Origin of the sequence: Pseudomonas alkylphenolica (genome assembly GCF_000746525.1) — a bacterium.
GTDB classification, from domain to species: Bacteria; Pseudomonadota; Gammaproteobacteria; order Pseudomonadales; family Pseudomonadaceae; genus Aquipseudomonas; species Aquipseudomonas alkylphenolica.
The window spans coordinates 3,904,931-3,928,120 of the sequence record NZ_CP009048.1 but is presented as its reverse complement, the minus strand read 5'-3'; the positions used below and the strand labels follow the sequence as shown (position 1 = coordinate 3,928,120).

Below are 23,190 nucleotides of genomic sequence, written 5' to 3'. Positions count from 1 at the left end.
TTTTCAAACAAGAAAACCAAGGCATTAGAGGGATACTCGTCGTTGATACCTACCCGAAGTGCCGGGCAGATCCGAATAGCTGCTTCTACGACGCGTTGTTACCGGAGCTTTGGTGAGATCTACCGAGTCTCCAGGATGCAAGGTTTCAATCCAGGGTCGGGCGGTGGTGCGCAGGTTCACAACAGTACCGATCATGGCATTGACAACATTGCGTGGCCCTGGGCCAAGCCAGGCGTTTGCGAACTGTTGCAAGCCTCGGATTACCGCAATGGTGGCGAACCGGGCGGGAATTGAACCAGCCGCCTCACGGAGTATGCTGGTGACGTTGCGCCATGAGGTCGGCCAAGTTTGTGCATCGAGGTTACCAGCCCGATACTCGGCGTTTCGATGACTCGACCGGAGCACGGTGGCTGTCACCGATTCGAACCCTTCTATCAGGTTGTCAGGGCCGAAGGAGCGGACAGTGGGCTCCAAGGGCATACCAAGCCAAGCGCTGATGCCTCGCCCTATAGCACTTAAAAAGGCAGTGATCCCGGCGGGACGCCATCTCGGTAGGCCTGTCCAGGCGAATCGTCCTCCTACGTTATCGGTTAGCTGTTGGATCAACTGATAGCCAGCTGCGCTGCCTATCGAGCGGATCATGTTGATGGCCGTGTCATTGACAGGCGAGGGAGTGCCTTCATCGTTGTGTTCTCGATTGAAGTAACCGATTACAGCCGGGGCGGCTCCAAGTATGAATCCGGTCGCTCCCGCCAACGCTCTGCCTGCGCGGCGGACCCAGGTGCCGGGTTCGCTCCGCACATACTCCATGAGTCGCTCTCCAAGCGGAGCCAACAGGAAAGCTACACCTAGGCCAATGGTGCCACCTGCCGCGGCCGTCAAGCCGATGTTGCTCGCTTCACTTGGGGGAAGTGTGGCAAGAGCTGCTCCAATGCCTAAGGAGGCTGCAGTGCCCAGCGAGAGTGACAGCACATCTCGAGTAACTCCTTGCCATACTGCGTTAAAAGTCTCGCTAGCTCTGCCAAGCCCTTGATTATCGACATTCCCCACAGGATTACCATGCACCATCGCATACAGGTTCAAACCATCGGCCACACCCGCCGGATCCGGATTGATCCAACGCTGCAGCCACGGCGCGTAGTAGCGCATACCGTAGTAGTAAAGCCCGGTGGCATCCCGTTCCTGGCCTGAGTAGCGAATCACCTTGTACTGCGCCTGCACCTGGTCATGCCCAGCCCACCAGGCGCTGCCGCCATAGGGGTAGTAGGCTTCCTGGCTGATCAGCCGGGCCTGGGCGTCCACTTCCAGGCCACAAGAACGTTGATAGTCGGCGATACCATAACGGTACTGGTCGTTGCTCATCCCGCTCGGCAGACCGGCCTGCCAATGCAGCAGGCGCACCTCACCAAGCGGCGTCGAGACGATACTGACCTGCAACTCTTCGCTGCGGGCGCTGTTACAGCGCAGCTCTAGGCCCGGCAGGTAGTGCACCTCTTCGACATGCTCGACCCGGGCGGTTTGCCAGGTGCGCAGTTTGCGCTGGCGCATACCGCTGTAGTTATAACGGTACAGCTCGGTATCGTCAGCGGTTTCCCGTGTCACCTGGCTGACCTCTAGCAACTGGTTTTTTACCGACCAGCTCAGCGCCTGACCCGGCTGCAGGGCCTTGAGGTTGCCATTGCCATCGAAGGCGACGCTGATGGCCGCCTCGCTGGGTGGCGGCGCTTCGGCATCGTGGTTCAGGCCGCGGTTGCTGGTCCGGGCATTGACCTGATGGCGAGTGAAATTGCGGGCCCCGACATGGCGCACTGTGGTCAGATTGCCCGCGCCGTCGTAGCGGTAGTGGCGACTGTAGTTGGCCAGTTGTGTGGGGTCGGGCGGCGACTGAAAGCCTGGCAGCTCGGGGCCGGCCAGACTCTCGACGGTCTCGAAGCCCGTGGCCTGTATCAGGCGATACAGGCTGTCGTAGGCAAAGGTGCGGCGCGCGCTGATCGCCTGGTTGCGAAAGAAGCGTATCGGTTGAGCGGCGTCTTCAATGACGACGATGTTACCCAGTGGGTCGCGTTGGTACTGCAGGTCCTGGAGCAGGCTACCGTCGGGGTGTACTGTGCGGTGCCGCAGCAGTTGGCCGTTTGCGGGTTCATACTCCAGATTACTCACCACACCATTGCCCAAGCGCTGCTGGACGATCTGGCCATGGGCGTTGTAGCGCAAATTGCTGGCGACCAGCACTGGCTGGGCATCGGCAGGTGAGAGGCGGATGCCATGCAACTGACCGCCCCGGGTTTGCCCAAAGGTTTGCCGGTTTTGTCGGGCATCGGTCTGGCTGATCGGCTCGGCCAGGGCATTGTGGCGAACCGCAGCCACGGCGGCAGGTGTCTCACGTAGCAGGGCGTCGCGGGCCGGGATCTCGTGAGGCCAGTCCGGGAGTTCGTTGTGCCGGGTCCATTGGCGGCTTGTACGCTTCGCTGCCCCGGCCAGGCTGTAGTCGAGGTAATGCTCAGTGCCGGCATCGTCGTCCAGCCGGGTCAGGCGACCGCAGCGGTTGATGGCGGCTTCAGCTGCATCGTCACCGGCGGCGTAGCTGAAACGGGTGCTGACACGCGCGATGCTGCCTTGGGCCTGCTCGTGCTGAGCCAGTGGCCGCTGCAAGGTGTCGTAGTCCATCCAGGCATGGCTGCCGCGGCTGTCCCAACTGTCGCTGGCCTGTCCTGACTCGGCGTTGAGGGTCAGGTTCCATCCGCTGTCCACGCTCTCGTTCAGCAGCACGGCGCCGGACAGGCTGCTCAGCGTTTCCAGATTGGCAGGCGATTGTGCTTCTGCCTGGCTCAAGGCAAACAGCCGCGGGTCAAACAGACGTGTTATCCGCTTATCGGTACGAGACCAGGTGCGGGTGATTCGTGCCACCGCCGAATCATTGGCGAGCATGCGTTCATAGGCGACGCTACGCAGGGAACTACCATCGGGGCCGCACACAGCGAGTGTCGGGGTGTGGCTGAACACGGTGAGGTTGCTCATCGCTACCGCCCTGTGTGAAAGCAATTCTTTGTCGAAATGACGCTGCCTGCGACAGCTGTGCGACTGTCACAGCCATTGTGCGCAGAATCCCGGCATCCGGTAACTGGTAAAAATGTCAGGTACTTTCTGTGCTGCGGGCCGCCGATCTAACTCATATTTTTATCAGTTGTCGATCCTTGGCCAGCTTGTTAGCGTTTGCCAACGGTGTGGGCAAGGTGGCCCTGGGGATCAAGCAATGAGCAGCAAGTATCCGCAATTAGTGTATTCGGCAGACCTGAAGCCGACATTGGCAAAAGTACAAGGTGACCAGGTTCTGGACTATGCCGAGTACCGCTTGCTACAAGACAGTGCAGACGCCAAGCTGGACTACCTGCTGCGCAAATTCGAAGGTCAATACGAGCTGGGACAACTGCGTCAGGCCAGCCTGCGCATGGCACATCTGTTGCAAAGCAGTTGCCTGGCACTGCGTCAGCTCGATCTCGCCCCTGAAGACAAACGCCGCGCCCGTGAAGCCCTGGAGCAGCAACTGGCGTCCATGCAGGCTTGCCTACGGCGGTCCATGGCCAGTTTTGGCGAGTATTGACCTGATTGCCCTTGGCGATGGCTTTTCCGGACATTGCCGGTTGCGGGCTGCTTGCCGACAATGGACCATCACTCCCCTACGGACAGGCGGCCATGTCGCAGCAAATCTTCTTCGCCCATGCCAACGGCTTTCCTTCGGCGACCTATGGCAAGCTGTTTGCCGCACTTGCACCTGACTACCGGGTATTTCACCTGCCACAACACGGCCATGACCCGCGCTTTCCAGTCGATGCCAACTGGCAGAACCTGGTCGATGAGCTGATTCATCACCTGCAGCAACAGCCCGAACCGGTCTGGGGCGTGGGCCACTCCCTCGGTGGTGTGCTGCACCTGCATGCGGCGCTGCGCTGCCCGCAGTATTACCGGGGCGTGGTCATGCTCGATTCTCCGGTGCTGACCCGGGTCGATCAGTGGGTGTTGCAGGCAGCCAAGCGCATGGGCTTCATCGACCGCATTACCCCGGCTGGACGTACCCTGGGGCGACGCGAGGCGTTCGCTGACCGCGACAGTGCCCGGGCCTATTTCGCCAGCAAATCACTGTTCCGCCATTTCGATCCGGAGTGCCTCGACGCTTATCTGGAACACGGTCTGCAAGCGACCGAAGAAGGTTTGCGCCTGCGCTTTGATCCGGCGACGGAAATCAGCATTTACCGCAACATACCGCACACCCGCCCGGCCCCGGCCAAGTGCCTGGAGCTGCCACTGGCGATGGTGCGTGGCAGCAGCAGCCGGATCGTCAGGCATCATCACGCCCTGGCCGTGCGCGGCCTGCCTCGGGGTGAGTACCACAGCCTGCCGGGAGGTCACATGTTTCCGCTCGAACGTCCCACAGACACCGCGAGTCTGATCAAGGGGCTGTTCGAGCGCTGGCAGCAGGTGTCGGGATGAATACGCAGATGGAAGAAGTCCGCCTGAGCCTGGGTCATATCGAGCTGGCCGGGCATTTGTTCGGCCCTGCCGACGGAGTTCCGGTGATTGCCCTGCATGGCTGGCTGGACAACGCCAACAGTTTTGCCCTGCTGGCGCCTAAACTGCGAGGACTACGGATCCTGGCCCTGGACCTGGCCGGTCATGGTCACTCCGAGCATCGGCCGGCTGGCGCGGGATACGCCCTGTGGGATTACGCCCACGATGTGCTGCGTGCTGCCGAGCAAATGGGCTGGGAGCGTTTTGCCCTGCTTGGTCACTCGCTGGGGGCGATTGTCTCGGTGGTACTGGCCGGTTCGCTGCCCGAACGCATTACCCGCTTGGCGCTGATCGACGGAGTAATTCCGCCCACCAGTGGCCCCCAGGATGCCGCCGAACGCATGGGCATGGCGTTACAGGCACAGCTGCGCCTGGACAGCAAACGCAAGGCCGTGCATCCAACTCTTGAGCAAGCGATCCAGGCGCGTATGAAAGGCCTGGTCGCGGTCAGTCGTGAGGCCGCCGAATTGCTCGCTCAGCGCGGCCTGATGCCGGTGCCGGGTGGTTACACCTGGCGTAGCGATAGCCGCCTGACCCTGCCATCTCCCACGCGCTTGAGCGAAGCGCAGGCCTTGAGCTTCGTTCAGCGCGTCGCCTGCCCAGCCATGTTGGTAGTGGCTGCCGAGGGCATGCTCGCCCGTCACACCGCGCTGCTTGAGCAGCTACCCTTTACTCGCGAGGTCTTGCCCGGTGGTCATCATTTGCATATGAATGACGAGTCCGGCGCAACCCTTGTTGCAGACTGTTTCAATCGCTTCTTTGGCATTCCTTGACTTGCGGCGGGCAACTGTCGAGGCTTGGCGGGTTGAACAGGGAGACAACCATGAACGAGCAAGACAACGCCACATCCATTGAACCCCTTGGCGCCGGCTGCAGCGTGGCGTGCCTATGAATCTCAAACATTACATTCGTACAGCGATTGCCGGACTGGGCGTGTTCGTTGGCGCGCAGTCGCTGGCTGAAGGGCTGCCGGTGCCAGTCGATGGCAAAGTCGTCGATGAGCGTCCGGCGCAGGTGCAGGAGCGCGTCTATCCTTTGGGTGGTTTGCGCAAGATCAGTAACCAGCTGCGCGTCGAAGGCAAGATTGAAAGCCGTGGCGAGGTCAGTTCGGTCACCTATGAACTACCCCGCGAGCGCTCCGCCAATGAAGCGTTCACCGCGGCGCGCGAGGCTCTGCAGAAAGACGGCGGTTACCCGCTGTTCTGGTGCCAGGCGCGTGATTGTGGTGAAAACAGCCTGTGGGCCAACGAGGTGTTCAAGAACCGGCAGTTGTCTGGTTCGGACGAACAGCAGGCGTTCATCCTGTTGCGCCGCTCCGCCGAGCAGAGCAACACCTTGATCGCGCTGTACAGCATTACTCGCGGTAACAAACGTGCTTACCTGCATGTCGAGCAGTTTGTCGCCGAAGCGCCTCTGGGTGAACTGCTGCCAACGCCGGCCACGGTGCTGCGCGAGCTGCGTGACACCGGCAAGCTTGACTACCCTGATCTGGTGGGTGAGCCATTGCCAGCCTGGGTGACTCTGCTTGGGCGCAGCCTGAATCTGGACAGCACCCTGCGCGTGAGCCTGAGCGGCGCTGAAGCCGAAGCCTGGCGCGAACAACTGAGCAAGGCTGGAGTACGCACGGCCCGGCTGGAATTGGGTGATGCCAAGACCGACGGTTTTCACGTCGAACTGATTCGCTAAGTGAGTGCTGCATGCCCAACAATGATCGCCTGCTAGTACAAATCATCTTGCTGGCCCTGCTCGGGGCTGGTCTCTGGGTGATGGCCCCATTCATGTCGGCGCTGCTCTGGGGGGCGATCCTGGCCTACGCCAGCTGGCCGCTGATGCGCCTGTTGACCCGAGTGCTGGGCGGTCGCGAAACCCTCGCCGCCGGCCTGTTGACCACCCTGTGGATACTGCTGGTGGCGCTGCCGCTGGTATGGCTGGGCTTCAACCTGGCTGATCATGTTCGCGATGCCACTGCATTCGTGCGTGACGTCCAGGTGGACGGTCTGCCGGATGCGCCGGACTGGCTGGCAGGCGTACCGCTGGTGGGCGAACGCCTGGTGCGTATGTGGAACACTATTGACCAGCAGGGCGCGGCCTTGTTGACCACAATCAAGCCCTACCTGGGCCAGGTCGGTAACTGGTTTCTGGCGCGTAGCGCGCAGATTGGCAGCGGCATGCTCGAACTGACCTTGAGCCTGGTGTTCGTGTTCTTTTTCTACCGCGATGGTCCACGTCTGTCAGCGTTTGTCCTGCGTTTGCTGGATCGGCTGATCGGCGATCGCGCCGAGTATTACCTGGGTCTGGTCGCCGGCACGGTACAGCGGGTGGTCAACGGCGTGATCGGTACCGCGGCGGCCCAGGCCGTCCTGGCGCTGATCGGTTTCATGATCGCAGGCGTGCCGGGGGCGCTGGTCCTGAGTATCGTCACGTTCATGCTCAGCCTGATCCCCATGGGCCCGCCGCTGGCCTGGGTTCCGGCCACAGCCTGGCTGGCCTGGCAGGGTGAGTACGGTATGGCGGTGTTTCTCGGGATCTGGGGTACGTTCATCATCAGCGGCGTCGATAACGTGCTCAAGCCTTACCTGATCAGCCGGGGTGGCAACCTGCCATTGGTGATCGTGCTGCTGGGGGTGTTTGGCGGCTTGCTGGCTTTCGGTTTCATCGGCCTGTTCATTGGCCCGACGCTGTTGGCCGTCGCCTATGCCCTGTTGCTGGATTGGTCGCGCAGCGAGCCGGTGGCACCGCCGCGTTCCTGATACACGTGCAGCTCAGAGCTGCGGGGCGGTGTTTTTCACCACCGCCAGCTCTGGGTGCGCCACCAGCTTATCGATGTGCAGTTCGTCGTTGTTCATCCAGGTTTCGGTCAGCACCCGGTAATGCTCCATGTCGCGGCAGCGCATGCGCAGGCTATAGTCGAAATGGCCGCTGATCAGCTGACAGTCGAAGACCTGCGGACAGGCGTTCACACAGGCTTCAAACGCTTTTTGTGCCGCGCGCCCACTCTGATTGGACAAAGCCACCAGCACCAGCAGCGACAACCCAGGCGACACCTTCTGCACATCGATGATCGCGCTATAGCCGCGTATCACCCCGCGTCGCTCCAGCTTGCGCACGCGCTCAAGGCAGGGGCGGGGAGTGAGGTGCACCAGCGAGGACAGTTTCTCGTAAGTGATGCGCCCGTCATGGCGCAGCACTTCGATGATTGCTTCGTCGATCCGGTCCAGCGGTGGTGCGGCGTGTGGGCTGTTGACCTTGGTATCCATACAGGTTCGGCTTCACTTCAAACGGTGGGTGACGCTGAATATGGTACGACCTTCCTTGGTCAGCGTCTGTACCCCTATTGAGCAGCCGAACCCGCTCGGTTTCAGGCGCTTTTCTTGCGGGTGTCGGCAAGCGGCTGGCGCAGTACGGCGAACAGGTCCTTGGGATTGGCAAGTTCCGGTACCAGGGCAAGTTCATGGCCGATGTTCAGCGCCTTGGCGACATCGAACACATAACGCAGAGCCGAGTAGTCTTCCAGGGCAAAGCCGACCGAGTCGAACAGGGTCACCTGATCAGCGCTTTCGCGGCCGGGCGCCTGGCCGTTGACCACTTGCCAGAACTCCGTGGTTGGCGAGTTGGCGGGCATTTGCTGGATCTCGCCTTCGACACGGCTTTGCGGTTCGTATTCGACGATCACCCGCGCGCGATCGACGATGTCCCGGTGCAGTTCGGTCTTGCCCGGGCAGTCGCCGCCCACGGCATTCAGGTGCATGCCTGGTTCGATCATGTCCGGGGTCAGGATGGTGGCGAAGGCCTTGTCGGCGGTCACTGTGGTGACGATATCGGCGCCGCGTACCGCTTCGGCCACGGAACCGGCGATGCTCACCCGCAATTCCGGGAATGCCCTGAGGTTGGCGACCAGCTTGGCACTGGCCTTGGGGTCGAGGTCGTACAGGCGGATTTCATCGATACCCAGCAAGGTATGGAAAGCCAGGGCCTGGAACTCGCTTTGTGAGCCGTTGCCGATCAGTGCCATGCGCCGGCTGTCCGGGCGGGCGAGGTAGCGGGCAGCCAGGGCTGAAGTGGCGGCGGTGCGAATGGCGGTGGTCAGGGTCATTTCACTGAGCAGCACCGGCGCGCCGGTATCAACGTCGCCGAGGGCGCCGAAAGCCATCACTGTAAGCATGCCGCGCTGGGTGTTCTTGGGATGACCGTTGACGTATTTGAAGGCGTACAGGTTGCGGTCGGACACCGGCATCAGCTCGATCACGCCATCGGGCGAGTGGTTGGCCAGGCGCGGGCATTTTTCGAAGTCGTGCCAACGCAGGTAGTCCTCACGGATGTACTCGGCCATTTCGCTGATGCAGGTGCTCAGGCCTTTACGCGCAACCAGGCGGCTGAGGTCAGTCACATCGATATAGCGGGTCATGATGAACTCCTTTGTTATTGGCATCGAGGCACGTATTCGGGGGCAGTGTGCCTATTGTCGATCCAGCGCCGGGTACATCTCGGCTGAAGCGTGGCAGGTGCTCAGCGGCTTCAGCTGAAATATGCGATTTGACAGCAGAATCGGCTGTTTGGCTTCAGGCGATACTCAACCCTCGGCCTGACCCTGGGCGTGCAGGCGTTTGTAGAGGGTGGTGCGACTGATGCCCAGATCGCGGGCCAGGGCCGAAACGTTGCCCTTGAGCGCTTGCAGGCGCAGGTTCAGGTCGTGCTCATCGGATACGCAGGGCGGGGAAGACTCGACTGTTTGCGAAGCAGGCAGCTCGCTGAAAAAACTGTCCGGCAGGTGCTCCAGGGCGACGGGCTGCTGTCCGGCCAGGGCCAGGGCGACTTGCAGGGTACTGGCAAGCTGACGCAGGTTGCCCGGCCACGGGTGCTGTAACAGATGCTGCAGTACCTTGTTGTCCAGTTGTGGGGGCGCGTCGGCATCGCGGTAGTGCTGGTGGATCTGCTCGATCAGCGCCAGGCGATCACTGCGTTCGCGAAGCGGTGGCAAGGTCAGGCTTAGACCGGCGATTCGATAGTACAGGTCCTGGCGGAAACGTCCCTGGCGCACCCGTTCGGACAGGTCCTGGTGGGTAGCGGAGATAACCCGGATATCCACCGGTACCGGATCGCCACTGCCCAGCGGCTGGATACAGCGGGTCTGCAGAAAACGCAGCAAGCGCGCCTGAGTTGGCAGTGGCATGTCGCCGATTTCGTCTAGAAAAACGATGCCATGTTCGGCCTTGCGGATCAGGCCAGGGTTACCTTTGTGGTGGGCACCGGTGAACGCGCCTTTTTCATAGCCGAACAGCTCAGACTCCACCAGCTCGGCCGGAATCGCTGCACAGTTCACTGCGATCAACGGCTGGTTGCGGCGGCTGCTGGCTTCGTGCAAGGCCTTGACGAAGACCTCTTTGCCAACCCCGGTTTCGCCCTGGATCAACAGCGCAATGTCCTTCTCCAGCAGCAGCCCCGCCTGCCGCAGCGCTTTGGCTATACGTGGATCGCAGTCGGCGGGTGGCTGACGGTTGCTAGCGGTCGAGGGGCCTGTCAGCGGCTCACGCAACAGGCAGTGAAAGCGATTGCGCCCGGGCACCTGCACGGCAAAAGGTTGCCCTGCAGCATGCTGCAACAGCTCCGGCAGCGGCGTCTGGAACAGTTGTTCAAGGCTGTGCTGCAAGGCTGGTTGACCGAGCAGGCTGTCCGCCCGGCGATTGGCCGCCAGGACACGGCCGCGGTCGTCGAACAGCAGCAGCCCGGCCCATTGGCTGTCGAGGTTGTTCGAGCCGGTATTGAAACTCAATTGTCGGTACTGCCCGGCATAGCGCGCGATGATCAGGCGGTTTTCCAGGCTCTGGCTCATCATCCGTACCATGCCCAGGGTTTGCGAGGCAGGCAGGTAGCTGTCGCTGGACACATCCAGTACGCCGATCAGGCGCCGTTCGGCGTCGAACAGCGGCGCAGCGGCGCTGGCCATGTAGCGATTGCGCTTGAGGAAGTGCTCATCCTGGCCCACATGCACCGCCTCGCTGCAGGCCAGGGCGGTGCCGATGGCATTGGTACCCACCCCCTGTTCAAGCCAGCGGGCGCCGGCGACAAAACCGTGCTGCTGACGCGGGTCGATAAAACGCCGGGTGCCCCAGGTTTCCAGGAGCTGGCCCTGGTCATCGCTGAGCATGATCAGGTAGCTGGAATTACCCAGCAGATGATTGAACTGCGGGATCACTTCGTCACGGGTGGTGCGCAGCAGGATCTGCTGGCGTTCGAGCAACGCGCTCAGGCAGGCAGCGGAGAGCTCGCCGAAGTTGGGTGCTGACTGATGGTCGAGACCATAGTCACGGCAGCGCGCCCAGGAGGCCTGGATCAATTGGTCATGGGATGCAATGGAGACGGCCATGGGCGTTTCCTCTGCCAGCGTTGTCGTTTTTGTGTGAACCAGTGTTGTTCAGTCCTGTTCATTGTCAATGTCAGGGCTGTTCAGGTGTTCAGCGGTTACTGTTCATTTCTGTTCAGGCGTGAATCGTCAGTTGCCATGGCGAAAGAAAAAGTAGCGCTACGACAACGACTTATCGAAGGTCGCCAGCGCTGGCACGAATCTGGCTCTGCAGCGAAGGCCTGTCCGATAACAACAATCAGGGCCGCCCCATGTCGCTTACGCTGGAGCACGTCAGCCGCACCGTCGACAACCAGCGCTGGATTGTCGATGCCAGCCTCAGTTTCGAGCCGGGCTCGTTCAATGTCCTGCTCGGCCGCACCTTGTCCGGCAAGACCAGCCTGATGCGCCTGATGGCCGGGCTGGACCGCCCTGACCAGGGGCGGGTGTTGATGAATGGTGTAGATGTCACGGGCCGGCCGGTGCGCCAGCGCAATGTGTCGATGGTCTATCAGCAGTTCATCAACTACCCGACCCTCAGCGTTTTCGAGAACATCGCTTCACCGCTTCGTCAGGCGCGTATGAACGAAGAGGAGATTCGCCGCAAAGTGCATCAGACGGCGCAGATGCTGCGCATCGAGCCCTTCTTGCAGCGCCTGCCGCTGGAGCTGTCCGGTGGCCAGCAGCAGCGCACGGCCATGGCCCGCGCGCTGGTCAAGGATGCCGAGCTGATTCTGTTCGACGAACCACTGGTCAACCTGGATTACAAACTGCGTGAAGAACTGCGCCAGGAGATGCGCGAGCTGTTCGCTTCCCGCCACTGCATTGCCGTGTATGCCACCACTGAGCCGAACGAGGCATTGGCCCTGGGTGGCACCACCACCATCCTGCATGAAGGTTGCATCGTGCAGAGTGGTGCAACCGCTCAGGTCTATCACCAGCCGCGTACGGTGCTGGCTGCCGAGTTGTTTTCCGAGCCGCCGATCAATCTGATTGCCGGGCGCATCAGCGGCAATGAAGTGAGTTTCGCCGGGGCTGTGCATTTCGCCATGAACGCCGACCTGCGCCGTATCGGTGACGGTGAATACCGCTTTGGCGTGCGTCCCAGCCATATCAGCCTGGTGCCGTCGAATGACGATGACCTTGAGCTGGCGGTGCTGGTGGAGCTGGCGGAGATCAGTGGCTCGGAAACCTTCCTGCATGTGCGCAGTGAGCACTTTCGCATCATCCTGCATCTGTCCGGGGTGCACGAATACCACGTCGATGCGCCGATTCGGGTGTTTATCCCGACCCACAAGCTGTTTGTCTTCGACAGCGCAGGTGTGTTGGTCCAGGCGCCGGGCGCGCGTGAAGCGAGGGTTGCCTGATGGCCGAAATTCGCCTGCAGCAGTTGGCCCATAGCTACAGCCGCACCCCTGCCAGTGCCGATGACTATGCCTTGCGCGAACTGGAACATGTCTGGGCCCAAGGTGGTGCCTATGCCTTGCTTGGGCCTTCGGGCTGCGGCAAGTCGACCTTGCTCAATATCATCTCCGGGCTGCTCAGCCCCTCCCAGGGCCAGGTGTTGTTCGATGGCAAGGTGGTCAATGAGCTGTCGCCGCAGGCACGCAATATCGCTCAGGTTTTTCAGTTTCCGGTGGTGTACGACACCATGACGGTGTTCGACAACCTCGCTTTCCCTTTGCGTAACCAGGGCATGGACGAGGCCCGGGTGCGTAGCAAGGTGGAGGAGATCGCCGAGGTGCTCGAACTCGGTCCGGCGCTGAAAAAGAAGGCCCGTAACCTCAGTGCCGATGAAAAGCAGAAAGTATCCATGGGCCGCGGCCTGGTGCGCGATGACGTTTCCGCGATCCTCTTCGACGAGCCGCTGACGGTGATCGACCCGCACCTGAAATGGAAGCTGCGGCGCAAGCTCAAGCAGATTCATGAGCAGTTCAATATCACCATGATCTACGTGACCCACGATCAGTTGGAGGCCTCGACCTTCGCCGACAAGATCGCGGTGATGTATGGCGGGCAGATCGTCCAGTTCGGTACGCCGCGGGAACTGTTCGAGCGACCGCGGCACACCTTTGTCGGCTATTTCATCGGCAGTCCGGGGATGAACCTGATCGATGTGCAGCCGCAGCCGGGCGGTGTCGGTTTTGCCGGTGTCCATCTGCCGCTGCCAGAAGCATTGCAAGCGCGTCTGGCCAGCACGCCGGTTGCGCGTTTGCAGGTAGGGATCCGCCCGGAATTTGTACAGGTGCGCGAGGCGCCATTTGATGACGCCTTTACCGCCCGGGTGGTGGATGTCGAAGACCTGGGGACCTACCGGATTTTGACCCTCGAACTGGACGGTGCGGCCCTCAAGGTACGCCTTGGGGAAGACCGCGTGGTGCCGCAGGGCCAGGCCTGGATCAGTTTTCCGGCACAGTGGTTGATGTTGTATGCCGACGACGTACTGCTGGAGGCCACACCATGAACAAGGTGCCCAACAACAAGGCCTGGTGGCTGGTGCTGCCGGTGTTCCTGCTGGTGGCTTTCAGTGCGGTGATACCGATGATGACCGTGGTCAACTACTCGGTGCAGGACATTTTCGACCAGTCCAGCCGCTACTTCGTCGGCGCTGACTGGTATCGCCAGGTGCTGCAGGATCCGCGTCTGCACGACTCCTTGCTACGCCAGTTTGTTTATTCGGGCTGCGTGTTACTGATCGAGATTCCGTTAGGGATCGCCATTGCCCTGACCATGCCGACCAAGGGGCGCTGGTCGTCGCTGTGCCTGATTGTCATGGCCATCCCGCTGCTGATTCCGTGGAACGTGGTCGGCACCATCTGGCAGATTTTTGGCCGTGCCGACATCGGCTTGCTCGGGGCGTCGCTGAACCAGTTGGGCATCAGCTACAACTACGCGGCCAACACCATGGATGCCTGGGTTACGGTGCTGGTGATGGATGTCTGGCACTGGACTTCGCTGGTGGCGCTGCTGTGTTACTCGGGGCTGAGGGCGATCCCGGATGTCTATTACCAGGCTGCGCGTATCGATCGCGCGTCGGCCTGGGCAGTGTTCCGGCATATCCAGTTGCCGAAGATGAAGAACGTACTGCTGATCGCAGTGATGCTGCGCTTCATGGACAGTTTCATGATCTACACCGAGCCTTTCGTGCTGACGGGAGGCGGACCGGGCAATGCCACCACCTTCCTCAGTCAGACCCTGACCCAGATGGCGGTAGGGCAATTCGACCTGGGGCCGGCCGCGGCGTTTTCGCTGGTGTATTTCCTCATCATCCTGCTGGTGTCGTGGCTGTTCTACACGGCCATGACCCATGCCGACAAAGACTAGGAGGGTGGTCATGAATCTGCGCAAAACGCTGCCCTTGCTGCTCTACATCCTGTTTTTGCTGGTGCCGATCTACTGGCTGCTGAACATGTCGTTCAAGAGCAACACCGAGATCCTCGGCGGCCTGACCCTGTGGCCACAGGATTTCACCCTGGCCAACTACCGGGTGATTTTCACCGACCCCAGTTGGTACACCGGTTACATCAACTCGCTGTACTACGTGTGCCTGAACACGGTGATTTCCCTGAGCGTGGCCTTGCCGGCAGCCTATGCGTTTTCGCGCTACCGCTTTCTCGGCGACAAGCATCTGTTCTTCTGGCTGCTGACCAACCGCATGGCGCCGCCGGCGGTGTTCCTGCTGCCGTTCTTCCAGCTGTATTCGTCGATCGGCCTGTTTGACACGCACATCGCCGTGGCCCTGGCGCACTGCCTGTTCAACGTGCCGCTGGCGGTGTGGATCCTGGAGGGATTCATGTCCGGGGTGCCCAAGGAAATCGACGAAACCGCCTACATCGATGGCTACAGCTTCCCGCGGTTCTTCGTGAAGATATTCGTGCCGCTGATTGGCTCGGGAATCGGTGTCACGGCGTTTTTCTGCTTCATGTTTTCCTGGGTCGAATTGCTGCTGGCGCGCACCCTGACTTCGGTTAATGCCAAACCGATTGCCGCAGTGATGACCCGCACCGTGTCGGCCTCCGGTATCGACTGGGGCGTGCTGGCCGCTGCCGGGGTGCTGACCATTCTGCCGGGCATGCTGGTGATCTGGTTTGTCCGCAACCATGTGGCCAAGGGCTTTGCCCTGGGCCGGGTCTGAGGAGGCGCACGATGGACTGGATGGCCTGGACCCTGCCGACCGCCTTGTTCTTCTCCGCGATCGGCCTGTTGCTGGTAGTCATGACCCTGGCTGAATTGCGCCGGCCGTGTGTCGAGCGTCGCGGCTTTCTGCCGATTGCCACGACCCGCGGCGATCGGCTGTTCATCGGGCTTCTGGTCAGCGCTTACCTGCACCTGCTGATCATCGGGGTCAGTGACTGGAGTCTCTGGGTGGCCTCACTGCTGTCGGTGGTGTGGCTGTTGGTGGTGATGCGCTGGGGTTAGCCGAACAGATTCGGTCAGGCTCCATGGGAATACTCAATCGGGAGATCACGATGTTCGACAACAACAAGAACCGGCGACAGTTGACCCTGGCTGCCTTGCTCGTGCTCGGCAGTTTCCACGCCAGCGCCTGGGCCGACGCCTATGAAGACGCGGCGAAGAAATGGATCGGCAGCGAGTTCAAGCCGTCGACCCTGACGCCGGAGCAGCAGCTCGAAGAGTTGAAATGGTTCATCAAAGCCTCGGAGCCGTTCCGTGGCATGAAGATCAACGTGGTGTCGGAAACCATCGCCACCCACGAGTATGAGTCCAAGGTGCTGGCCAAGGCCTTCAGTGAAATCACCGGGATCAAGCTGACTCATGACCTGCTGCAGGAAGGCGATGTGGTGGAGAAACTGCAAACCCAGATGCAGTCGGACAAGAACATCTATGACGGCTGGGTTAACGACTCGGACCTGATCGGTACGCACTTTCGCTATGGCAAGACCGAGTCCATCACTGACCTGATGGCCAATGAGGGCAAGGACTACACATCGCCGACCCTGGATCTGAAGGACTTTATCGGCATCTCCTTCACCACCGCGCCCGATGGCAAGGTTTACCAATTGCCTGACCAGCAGTTCGCCAACCTCTACTGGTTCCGCGCCGACTGGTTCGACAGGCCGGACCTGAAAGCCAAGTTCAAGGAAAAGTACGGCTATGAGCTGGGTGTGCCGGTCAACTGGTCGGCCTACGAAGACATCGCCAAATTCTTCAGCGAAGACGTCAAGGAAATCGACGGCAAGCGCGTCTATGGGCACATGGACTACGGCAAGAAAGACCCGTCGCTGGGCTGGCGCTTCACCGATGCCTGGTTCTCCATGGCCGGTGGCGGCGACAAGGGCCTGCCCAATGGCCTGCCGGTGGACGAGTGGGGGATTCGTGTCGAGGACTGTCATCCGGTCGGCTCCAGCGTCACCCGTGGTGGCGACACCAACGGCCCGGCTGCGGTCTACGCGACCCAGAAGTACGTAGACTGGATGCGTGCCTACGCGCCGCCGGAAGCCCAGGGCATGACGTTCTCCGAGTCTGGCCCGGTGCCATCCCAGGGCAACATCGCCCAGCAGATTTTCTGGTACACCGCCTTTACTGCAGACATGACCAAGCCGGGCCTGCCGGTGATGAATGCCGACGGCACGCCGAAATGGCGTATGGCGCCGTCACCCAAAGGCCCGTATTGGGAGGAGGGCATGAAACTGGGGTATCAGGATGCCGGCTCCTGGACCTTCCTCAAATCGACCCCGGAAAAACAGCGCCTGGCGGCCTGGCTGTATGCCCAGTTCGTCACCTCCAAGACCGTTTCGCTGAAAAAGACCATCGTTGGCCTGACGCCTATCCGCGAGTCGGACATCAACTCCCAGGCTATGACCGACCTGGCGCCCAAACTCGGCGGCCTGGTGGAGTTCTACCGCAGCCCGGCGCGGGTGCAATGGACCCCGACCGGCACCAACGTACCGGACTACCCGCGCCTGGCGCAGCTGTGGTGGAGCCATATTGCCGAGGCGGCCAGCGGTGACAAGACGCCGCAAGAGGCGCTGGATGGTCTGGCCCGTGACCAGGACAAGATCCTCGAACGGCTGGAGCGTTCCAAGGCCCAGGCGACCTGCGCGCCCAAGCTCAATCCGGAGCGTGATGCCCAGTACTGGTTCGACCAGCCGGGTGCACCGAAGCCGAAGTTGGCTAATGAGAAACCCAAGGGTGAGACCGTTAGCTACAGCGAACTGCTCAAGTCGTGGGAGGCGGCGCGCAACTGAAAGCATCGCGGGGCAAGCCCGCTCCCACAGGTCCAATGACACCCCGGTGGGAGCGGGCTTGGCCCGCGATCGGTCTTGAACTTGGCACAAAAAAACGGCACCCCATAGGTGCCGTTTCTCATTACTGCATCACCGCTTACTTATGCAGCTCTTCCGCCGCATACAAGGTGTTCTCCAGCAGGCAGGCGCGGGTCATCGGCCCGACGCCACCTGGCACCGGGGTGATCCAGCCGGCGCGGGGCAGGGCAGTCTCGTAGACCACGTCGCCGACCAGCTTGCCATCTTCCTGGCGGTTGATACCGACGTCGATGACAATTGCGCCTTCCTTGATCCACTCACCTTTGACCAGACCCGGCTTGCCAGCGGCAACCACGACCAGATCGGCGCGGCCAACGTGACCGGCCAGGTCCTTGGTGAAGCGGTGGGTGACGGTAACGGTGCAGCCGGCCAGCAGCAGCTCCATGGCCATTGGCCGGCCGACGATGTTCGAAGCACCGACGACCACGGCGTTCATGCCGTACAGATCCTGACCGGTGCTTTCCAGCAGGGTCATGATGCCTTTCGGCGTGCACGGGCGCAGCAGCGGGATACGCTGGGCCAGACGGCCGACGTTATAAGGATGGAAACCATCGACATCCTTGTCCGGGCGAATGCGCTCGAGCAGCAGCGACGCGTCCAGATGGGCCGGCAGTGGCAACTGCAGCAGGATGCCGTCGATGTTCGCATCATCATTGAGGCGATCGATCAGGCCGGTCAGGGTCTGCTGGGTGGTCTCGCTGGGCAGGTCGAATGCCTGGGAGATAAAGCCGACTTCTTCACAGTCCTTGCGCTTGTGCGAAACATAGACCTGAGAAGCGGGGTCGGTGCCGACCAGGATCACCGCCAGGCCTGGAGTACGCAGGCCTTGCTGGCGACGCTCCACAACACGTTGGGCGATCTGCTGGCGCAGGCTGGCGGCGATCGCCTTGCCGTCTATAAGGTGTGCAGTCATGACGCGTGATTAACCATCGAGAGGGAATAAAAAGAGCGCGCATTCTCGCATGAAGGGGGCCGAGGGCAAAGGCGCTTGGTCCGGCTATTCCCCTAAGCCCTTAAATAAAATGAATTTTTTTCAAAAAAGAGTTGACGACCTAACCACTCGTCTATAACATTCGTCGCACTTGTCGGGCAGAGCCTAGCACTGGTTAGCAAGGTCAGGCAGAATGAGCGGATTTGGTAGCTTGTTCGGTACGGCTAAAAGTTAATTTGTAATCGTAACAGAAAGCAGATTAAATATGCGCCCGTAGCTCAGCTGGATAGAGCATCCGCCTTCTAAGCGGATGGTCGCAGGTTCGAGTCCTGCCGGGTGCGCCAATAGGCAGCTTAGGCACAAGTAAAGCGGTAAATGCAATATGGTGGGCGTAGCTCAGTTGGTAGAGCACAGGATTGTGACTCCTGTTGTCGTGGGTTCGATCCCCATCGTCCACCCCATATTCCAAAAGGCGCCCGATGAAAATCTGGCGCCTTTGCTTTAAAAGCTTCACGCGGACGTGGTGAAATTGGTAGACACACTGGATTTAGGTTCCAGCGGCGCAAGCTGTAAGAGTTCGAGTCTCTTCGTCCGCACCATCCAAGCTTTCACCGCCCTTCGCTGAAGCGCGAGAAAGCATCGAAAAAGCCGCCTTGTGCGGCTTTTTTCGTTTCCGGGCTTGAACCAGTGCGTGGTCTTTCTGTTGTGCCTCGGCGTCCATTTGCCGGGACATCCGTCGCCTGCCTGAAACCTGTTTAGCTGTATTACCCTTTTCCAGGCTCGCCCGTGGCTTTTGTCATGATGCTATGCCGTTGCTCCATTTGCTGCGCCGGTGCTGCGGTGCACTGGTGACAAGTACTCAAAAGCTGATAGATTTCAGCCGGTTGAGGCCGTGGCCAACGGCAAGGTAGTGAGGACAGCTCCATGATTTCAAAAGAACGCCAGGCCAGCGCATTGCAGCGTTTCGCCGCAGCCAATCCGCAGCTACTCGAAGAAATTGCCGGGCTCAGCGCCCATGAGCAGCAACAGCAGATCGAGTGGGCCTTCGAAGACGCCGCACAGGAGCAGGGGCTTGAGCCCTGGGAATTGACCCTGCAACTGATCGCCGGCTCCGACGCAGAGCTTCAGGCCATGCGCCTGGAAGTGCATCGGGAGGTCGCTGAGGCGCTGGGCATGGAATGGGAAGAGTATTGCAGTATCAACGAGATCGACGATGCGGCGCCCTGAGCACCGAGCCGTGATCCGGTAGTGTTTTGACAAGTATTTCTGGCTGTTCGAGGTTAGGCGCGCCGCCATGATCAAAGGCGGCGTCCAGGCCTTGAACAGCGGGTCTTGAGCGTCCCTGGGCAAGGTTTTTGCCGGGGGCTGTAAATGAAATGGACCGGCGTACTTTCCCGTCGTCTTGAACGGGGTGACTTCTGGCCTTTGAGCCACTAGAATGCTTGCCCTTGATTCTGGAGTCGGGTATCGCCGGCTAACGTCTGTGCAACGAGGAATATCCATGCAAGTTTCTGTTGAAAATACTTCTGCTCTCGAGCGTCGCATGACCATCGCCGTTCCGGCAGAGCGCGTCGAGAACGAAGTCAACAAGCGTCTGCAACAGACTGCCCGTCGCGCCAAGGTTCCAGGCTTCCGTCCTGGCAAAGTGCCGATGAGCGTGATCCGTCAGCGTTATGAAGATGCTGCCCGTCAAGAAGCCTTCGGCGACCTGGTCCAGGCTTCTTTCTACGAAGCTGTGGTCGAGCAGAAGCTGAACCCGGCTGGCGCCCCTGCCGTCGAGCCAAAATCGTTCGAGAAAGGCGGTGACCTGGAATACGTCGCCACTTTCGAAGTGTTCCCTGAGTTCACCGTTGCCGGTTTCGACTCGATCGCCGTCGAGCGCCTGAGCGCCGAAGTGGCTGACGCCGACCTGGACAACATGCTGGAAGTACTGCGCAAGCAGAACGTTCGTTTCGAAGCCGCTGATCGCGCTGCTCAGAACGAAGACCAGCTGAACATCGATTTCGTCGGCAAGGTCGACGGTGAAGTGTTCGCCGGTGGTTCGGCCAAAGGCACCCAGCTGGTTCTGGGTTCCGGCCGCATGATCCCGGGCTTCGAAGAAGGTCTGGTTGGCGCCAAGGCCGGTGAAGAGCGCGTTCTGAACCTGTCCTTCCCTGAGGACTACCAGAACCTGGACCTGGCTGGCAAAGCCGCCGAGTTCACCGTTACCGTCAACAGCGTTTCCGAGCCTAAGCTGCCAGAGCTGAACGAAGAGTTCTTCGCCCAGTTCGGCATCAAAGAAGCTTCCCTGGAAGGTTTCCGCGCCGAAGTTCGCAAGAACATGGAGCGTGAACTGCGTCAGGCCATCAAGACCAAGGTCAAGAACCAGGTAATGGACGGCCTGCTGGCTGCCAACCCGATCGAAGTGCCAAAAGCCCTGCTGGAAAACGAAGTGAACCGCCTGCGCGTTCAAGCCGTTCAGCAGTTCGGTGGCAACATCAAGCCTGAGCAACTGCCGGCCGAGCTGTTCGAAGAGCAAGCCAAGCGCCGCGTCGTGCTGGGTCTGATCGTTGCTGAAGTGGTCAAGCAGAACGAGCTGAAGCCGGACGAAGCCCGCGTTCGCGAAATGATCCAGGAAATGGCTTCGGCTTACCAAGAGCCTGAGCAGGTCGTAGCTTGGTACTACAAGAACGACCAGCAACTGAACGAAGTTCGTTCGGTTGTGCTGGAAGAACAAGTTGTGGATACTGTTCTGCAGAAAGCGACTGTGACCGACAAATCGGTCTCGTACGAAGAAGCGATCAAGCCAGTGCAGGCTCCTGCCGCTGACTGATTTCCTTCTCTCGTAGGAAAACACCACAAGCCAGCCTTCGAGCTGGCTTGTGCGTATTCAAGACATGACTATTTGGGAGTGAGTGCAGGACATGTCCCGCAATTCTTATTATCAGCAGAGCTCTGACATCCAGGCCGCAGGCGGCCTGGTCCCGATGGTTATCGAGCAATCCGCTCGTGGCGAACGTGCCTATGACATCTACTCGCGCCTTCTGAAGGAGCGGGTGATCTTCCTGGTCGGCCCGGTAGAGGACTACATGGCCAACCTGATCGCGGCGCAATTGCTGTTCCTTGAAGCGGAAAACCCGGACAAGGATATCCATCTCTACATCAACTCGCCGGGTGGATCGGTGACTGCAGGCATGTCGATCTACGACACCATGCAGTTCATCAAGCCGGACGTCTCCACCACCTGCATCGGTCAGGCCTGCTCCATGGGTGCCTTCCTGCTCGCCGCCGGTGCCAAGGGCAAGCGTCACTGCCTGCCGAACTCGCGGGTGATGATTCACCAGCCACTGGGCGGTTTCCAGGGGCAGGCGACGGATATCGAAATCCACGCCAAGGAAATCCTCTCCATCAAGTCGCGGTTGAACGAACTGCTGGCCTATCACACCGGTCAGGAGCTGGAAACCATCAAGCGTGACACCGAGCGCGACAATTTCATGAGCGCGCAACGTGCTGCCGAGTACGGTCTGATCGACTCGGTACACGAGAAGCGGCAAATGGCTGTCTGATTAAGGCGCTAAAGCAGGTGGTTGGGCTTTCCCGCCACCTGTGGACTTGAAAAAGCCCGCAATTGCCTTCATCTTGTGTTGCAAGCCTACCGGATTGGATCGATCGAATGACTGACACCCGTAACGGCGAGGACAACGGCAAATTGCTCTATTGCTCCTTCTGCGGCAAAAGCCAGCATGAAGTGCGCAAGTTGATTGCCGGCCCCTCGGTATTTATCTGCGACGAGTGCGTCGACCTGTGCAACGACATCATCCGCGAGGAGGTGCAGGAAGCCCAGGCCGAAAGCAGCGCGCATAAACTGCCTTCGCCGAAAGAAATCAGCACCATCCTGGACCAGTATGTCATTGGTCAGGAGCGTGCGAAAAAGGTACTGGCGGTAGCGGTGTACAACCACTACAAGCGCCTGAACCAACGCGACAAGAAGAACGACGATGTCGAGCTCGGCAAGAGTAACATCCTGCTGATCGGTCCGACGGGCTCGGGTAAAACCCTGCTCGCCGAAACCCTCGCACGTCTGTTGAATGTACCGTTCACCATCGCCGATGCCACCACCCTGACCGAAGCCGGTTATGTCGGTGAAGACGTCGAGAACATTATTCAAAAGCTGCTGCAAAAGTGCGACTACGACGTTGAGAAGGCCCAGATGGGCATTGTCTACATCGACGAAATCGACAAGATCTCGCGCAAGTCGGACAACCCGTCGATCACCCGTGATGTCTCGGGCGAAGGCGTGCAGCAGGCGCTGCTCAAGTTGATCGAAGGCACGGTTGCCTCGGTACCGCCGCAAGGTGGCCGCAAGCATCCGCAGCAGGAGTTCCTGCAGGTTGACACGCGTAACATCCTGTTTATCTGCGGCGGTGCGTTCTCGGGCCTGGAAAAGGTCATTCAGAACCGTTCCACCCGCGGCGGTATCGGCTTCGGTGCCGAAGTGCGCAGCAAGCAGGAAGGCAAGAAGGTGGGGGAATCGCTGCGTGAAGTCGAGCCTGACGATTTGGTCAAGTTCGGTCTGATCCCGGAATTCGTCGGCCGTCTGCCGGTGCTGGCAACCCTCGACGAGCTCGACGAAGCTGCCTTGATGCAGATTCTCACCGAGCCGAAGAACGCCCTCACCAAGCAGTACGCCAAGCTGTTCGAGATGGAAGGCGTGGACCTGGAATTCCGCAGCGATGCGCTGAAGTCCGTGGCTCGCAAGGCCCTGGAGCGCAAGACCGGTGCTCGCGGCCTGCGTTCGATCCTCGAAGGCATCCTGCTCGACACCATGTATGAGATTCCTTCGCAGAAGGATGTCAGCAAGGTGGTGATCGACGAGAGCGTCATCGAAGGCTCTTCGCAGCCGCTGCTGATCTACGAGAACAGCGAGCCGCAAGCCAAAGCTGCACCCGACGTCTGAGTCGCCAAACGGCTCGAGTCTGCAAGGGGCCTTCGGGCCCCTTTGCTTTTCCTGTCGTAGAGCTTGTTTTTTTGCGGGGCTGCCCCCACATTAAACCCACGCTCAAATTCCACCGGTTTCCGGCCACAAG

Annotated in this window: 20 protein-coding genes and 3 tRNA genes; 18 read left to right on the top strand and 5 right to left on the bottom strand. The window is 60.3% G+C overall.

All coding sequences use genetic code 11. The features are described 5' to 3' along the window. Positions 1–24: 24 nt before the first annotated feature. Positions 25–3,018, bottom strand: coding sequence for an RHS repeat-associated core domain-containing protein (locus PSAKL28_RS18010; RefSeq protein WP_051939468.1), 2,994 nt, complete (start codon positions 3,016–3,018; stop codon positions 25–27). Between the two features lie 235 nt (positions 3,019–3,253). On the opposite strand from PSAKL28_RS18010, the gene PSAKL28_RS18005 reads away from it, so the two are divergent. The 5 genes from PSAKL28_RS18005 (at position 3,254) to PSAKL28_RS17985 (ending at position 7,316) form a co-directional block, all read left to right on the top strand. Next, positions 3,254–3,601: a hypothetical protein gene (locus PSAKL28_RS18005; RefSeq protein WP_038613072.1), complete on the top strand. Its 348-nt coding sequence runs from the start codon at positions 3,254–3,256 to the stop codon at positions 3,599–3,601. Between the two features lie 92 nt (positions 3,602–3,693). Continuing rightward, positions 3,694–4,488, top strand: a complete 795-nt coding sequence (locus tag PSAKL28_RS18000; RefSeq protein ID WP_038613070.1) for an alpha/beta fold hydrolase — start codon at positions 3,694–3,696, stop codon at positions 4,486–4,488. Then, a complete protein-coding gene (locus PSAKL28_RS17995; protein ID WP_038613068.1) occupies positions 4,485–5,339 on the top strand; it encodes an alpha/beta hydrolase in 855 nt (284 codons plus the stop codon). Before PSAKL28_RS18000 ends, PSAKL28_RS17995 begins: the two co-directional genes overlap by 4 nt. Before the next feature lie 115 nt (positions 5,340–5,454). Further along, positions 5,455–6,252 (top strand): DUF4892 domain-containing protein, encoded by a 798-nt coding sequence (locus tag PSAKL28_RS17990; RefSeq protein WP_038613066.1) that lies wholly within the window; start codon positions 5,455–5,457, stop codon positions 6,250–6,252. A gap of 11 nt (positions 6,253–6,263) precedes the next feature. Beyond that, positions 6,264–7,316: an AI-2E family transporter gene (locus PSAKL28_RS17985; RefSeq protein WP_038613064.1), complete on the top strand. Its 1,053-nt coding sequence runs from the start codon at positions 6,264–6,266 to the stop codon at positions 7,314–7,316. Between the two features lie 12 nt (positions 7,317–7,328). On the opposite strand, the gene PSAKL28_RS17980 is transcribed toward PSAKL28_RS17985, so the two are convergent. The 3 genes from PSAKL28_RS17980 to PSAKL28_RS17970 form a co-directional block, all read right to left on the bottom strand. Continuing rightward, positions 7,329–7,823 carry an Lrp/AsnC family transcriptional regulator gene (locus tag PSAKL28_RS17980; protein WP_038613062.1) on the bottom strand — a complete coding sequence of 165 codons (495 nt, stop codon included), beginning with the start codon at positions 7,821–7,823 and terminating at the stop codon, positions 7,329–7,331. 101 nt (positions 7,824–7,924) lie between these two features. Beyond that, entirely contained in the window at positions 7,925–8,971 is a 1,047-nt protein-coding gene (ocd, locus tag PSAKL28_RS17975; protein WP_038613060.1) for an ornithine cyclodeaminase, read from the bottom strand. A gap of 165 nt (positions 8,972–9,136) precedes the next feature. After that, positions 9,137–10,930, bottom strand: a complete 1,794-nt coding sequence (locus PSAKL28_RS17970) for a sigma-54-dependent Fis family transcriptional regulator (protein WP_038613058.1) — start codon at positions 10,928–10,930, stop codon at positions 9,137–9,139. A gap of 248 nt (positions 10,931–11,178) precedes the next feature. Here PSAKL28_RS17970 and PSAKL28_RS17965 point away from each other — a divergent pair, with 248 nt between their 5' ends. The 6 genes from PSAKL28_RS17965 to PSAKL28_RS17940 are packed head-to-tail and all read left to right on the top strand — an operon-like array spanning position 11,179 to position 17,115. Next, complete coding sequence (locus PSAKL28_RS17965; protein WP_038613057.1) at positions 11,179–12,273, top strand: ABC transporter ATP-binding protein; 1,095 nt, start codon at positions 11,179–11,181, stop codon at positions 12,271–12,273. Beyond that, the gene (locus tag PSAKL28_RS17960; RefSeq protein WP_038613056.1) at positions 12,273–13,370 is read left to right on the top strand and encodes an ABC transporter ATP-binding protein; all 1,098 of its coding nucleotides are present in this window, start codon (positions 12,273–12,275) and stop codon (positions 13,368–13,370) included. The genes PSAKL28_RS17965 and PSAKL28_RS17960 overlap by 1 nt, the downstream gene beginning before the upstream one ends. Beyond that, positions 13,367–14,230 carry a carbohydrate ABC transporter permease gene (locus PSAKL28_RS17955; RefSeq protein ID WP_038613055.1) on the top strand — a complete coding sequence of 288 codons (864 nt, stop codon included), beginning with the start codon at positions 13,367–13,369 and terminating at the stop codon, positions 14,228–14,230. Before PSAKL28_RS17960 ends, PSAKL28_RS17955 begins: the two co-directional genes overlap by 4 nt. A 10-nt stretch (positions 14,231–14,240) precedes the next feature. Continuing rightward, positions 14,241–15,041, top strand: coding sequence for a carbohydrate ABC transporter permease (locus PSAKL28_RS17950; RefSeq protein ID WP_038613054.1), 801 nt, complete (start codon positions 14,241–14,243; stop codon positions 15,039–15,041). 11 nt (positions 15,042–15,052) lie between these two features. Further along, a complete protein-coding gene (locus PSAKL28_RS17945; RefSeq protein WP_038613053.1) occupies positions 15,053–15,325 on the top strand; it encodes a DUF2160 domain-containing protein in 273 nt (90 codons plus the stop codon). Positions 15,326–15,375: 50 nt separating this feature from the next. Continuing rightward, complete coding sequence (locus PSAKL28_RS17940) at positions 15,376–17,115, top strand: ABC transporter substrate-binding protein (RefSeq protein ID WP_038613052.1); 1,740 nt, start codon at positions 15,376–15,378, stop codon at positions 17,113–17,115. A 136-nt stretch (positions 17,116–17,251) separates the two neighbouring features. On the opposite strand, the gene folD is transcribed toward PSAKL28_RS17940, so the two are convergent. Next, the gene (folD, locus tag PSAKL28_RS17935; protein WP_038613050.1) at positions 17,252–18,106 is read right to left on the bottom strand and encodes a bifunctional methylenetetrahydrofolate dehydrogenase/methenyltetrahydrofolate cyclohydrolase FolD; all 855 of its coding nucleotides are present in this window, start codon (positions 18,104–18,106) and stop codon (positions 17,252–17,254) included. Positions 18,107–18,391: 285 nt separating this feature from the next. Between folD and PSAKL28_RS17930 the strand changes: the two genes are divergently transcribed. The 7 genes from PSAKL28_RS17930 to clpX all read left to right on the top strand — a co-directional run bounded on the left by PSAKL28_RS17930 (position 18,392) and on the right by clpX (position 23,060). Next, positions 18,392–18,468: transfer RNA gene (locus PSAKL28_RS17930), tRNA-Arg, on the top strand. A 41-nt stretch (positions 18,469–18,509) separates the two neighbouring features. After that, positions 18,510–18,585: transfer RNA gene (locus PSAKL28_RS17925), tRNA-His, on the top strand. A 53-nt stretch (positions 18,586–18,638) separates the two neighbouring features. Further along, positions 18,639–18,723: transfer RNA gene (locus PSAKL28_RS17920), tRNA-Leu, on the top strand. Positions 18,724–19,048: 325 nt separating this feature from the next. After that, positions 19,049–19,351, top strand: coding sequence for a DUF6388 family protein (locus tag PSAKL28_RS17915; RefSeq protein WP_038613048.1), 303 nt, complete (start codon positions 19,049–19,051; stop codon positions 19,349–19,351). A gap of 274 nt (positions 19,352–19,625) precedes the next feature. Further along, positions 19,626–20,936, top strand: a complete 1,311-nt coding sequence (gene tig / locus PSAKL28_RS17910) for a trigger factor (RefSeq protein WP_038613046.1) — start codon at positions 19,626–19,628, stop codon at positions 20,934–20,936. A 91-nt stretch (positions 20,937–21,027) separates the two neighbouring features. Continuing rightward, positions 21,028–21,669 (top strand): ATP-dependent Clp endopeptidase proteolytic subunit ClpP, encoded by a 642-nt coding sequence (gene clpP / locus PSAKL28_RS17905; RefSeq protein ID WP_038613044.1) that lies wholly within the window; start codon positions 21,028–21,030, stop codon positions 21,667–21,669. Between the two features lie 107 nt (positions 21,670–21,776). Continuing rightward, on the top strand, positions 21,777–23,060 hold the full coding sequence (clpX, locus tag PSAKL28_RS17900) for an ATP-dependent Clp protease ATP-binding subunit ClpX (protein ID WP_038613042.1): 1,284 nt from the start codon (positions 21,777–21,779) through the stop codon (positions 23,058–23,060). Positions 23,061–23,190 lie beyond the last annotated feature (130 nt).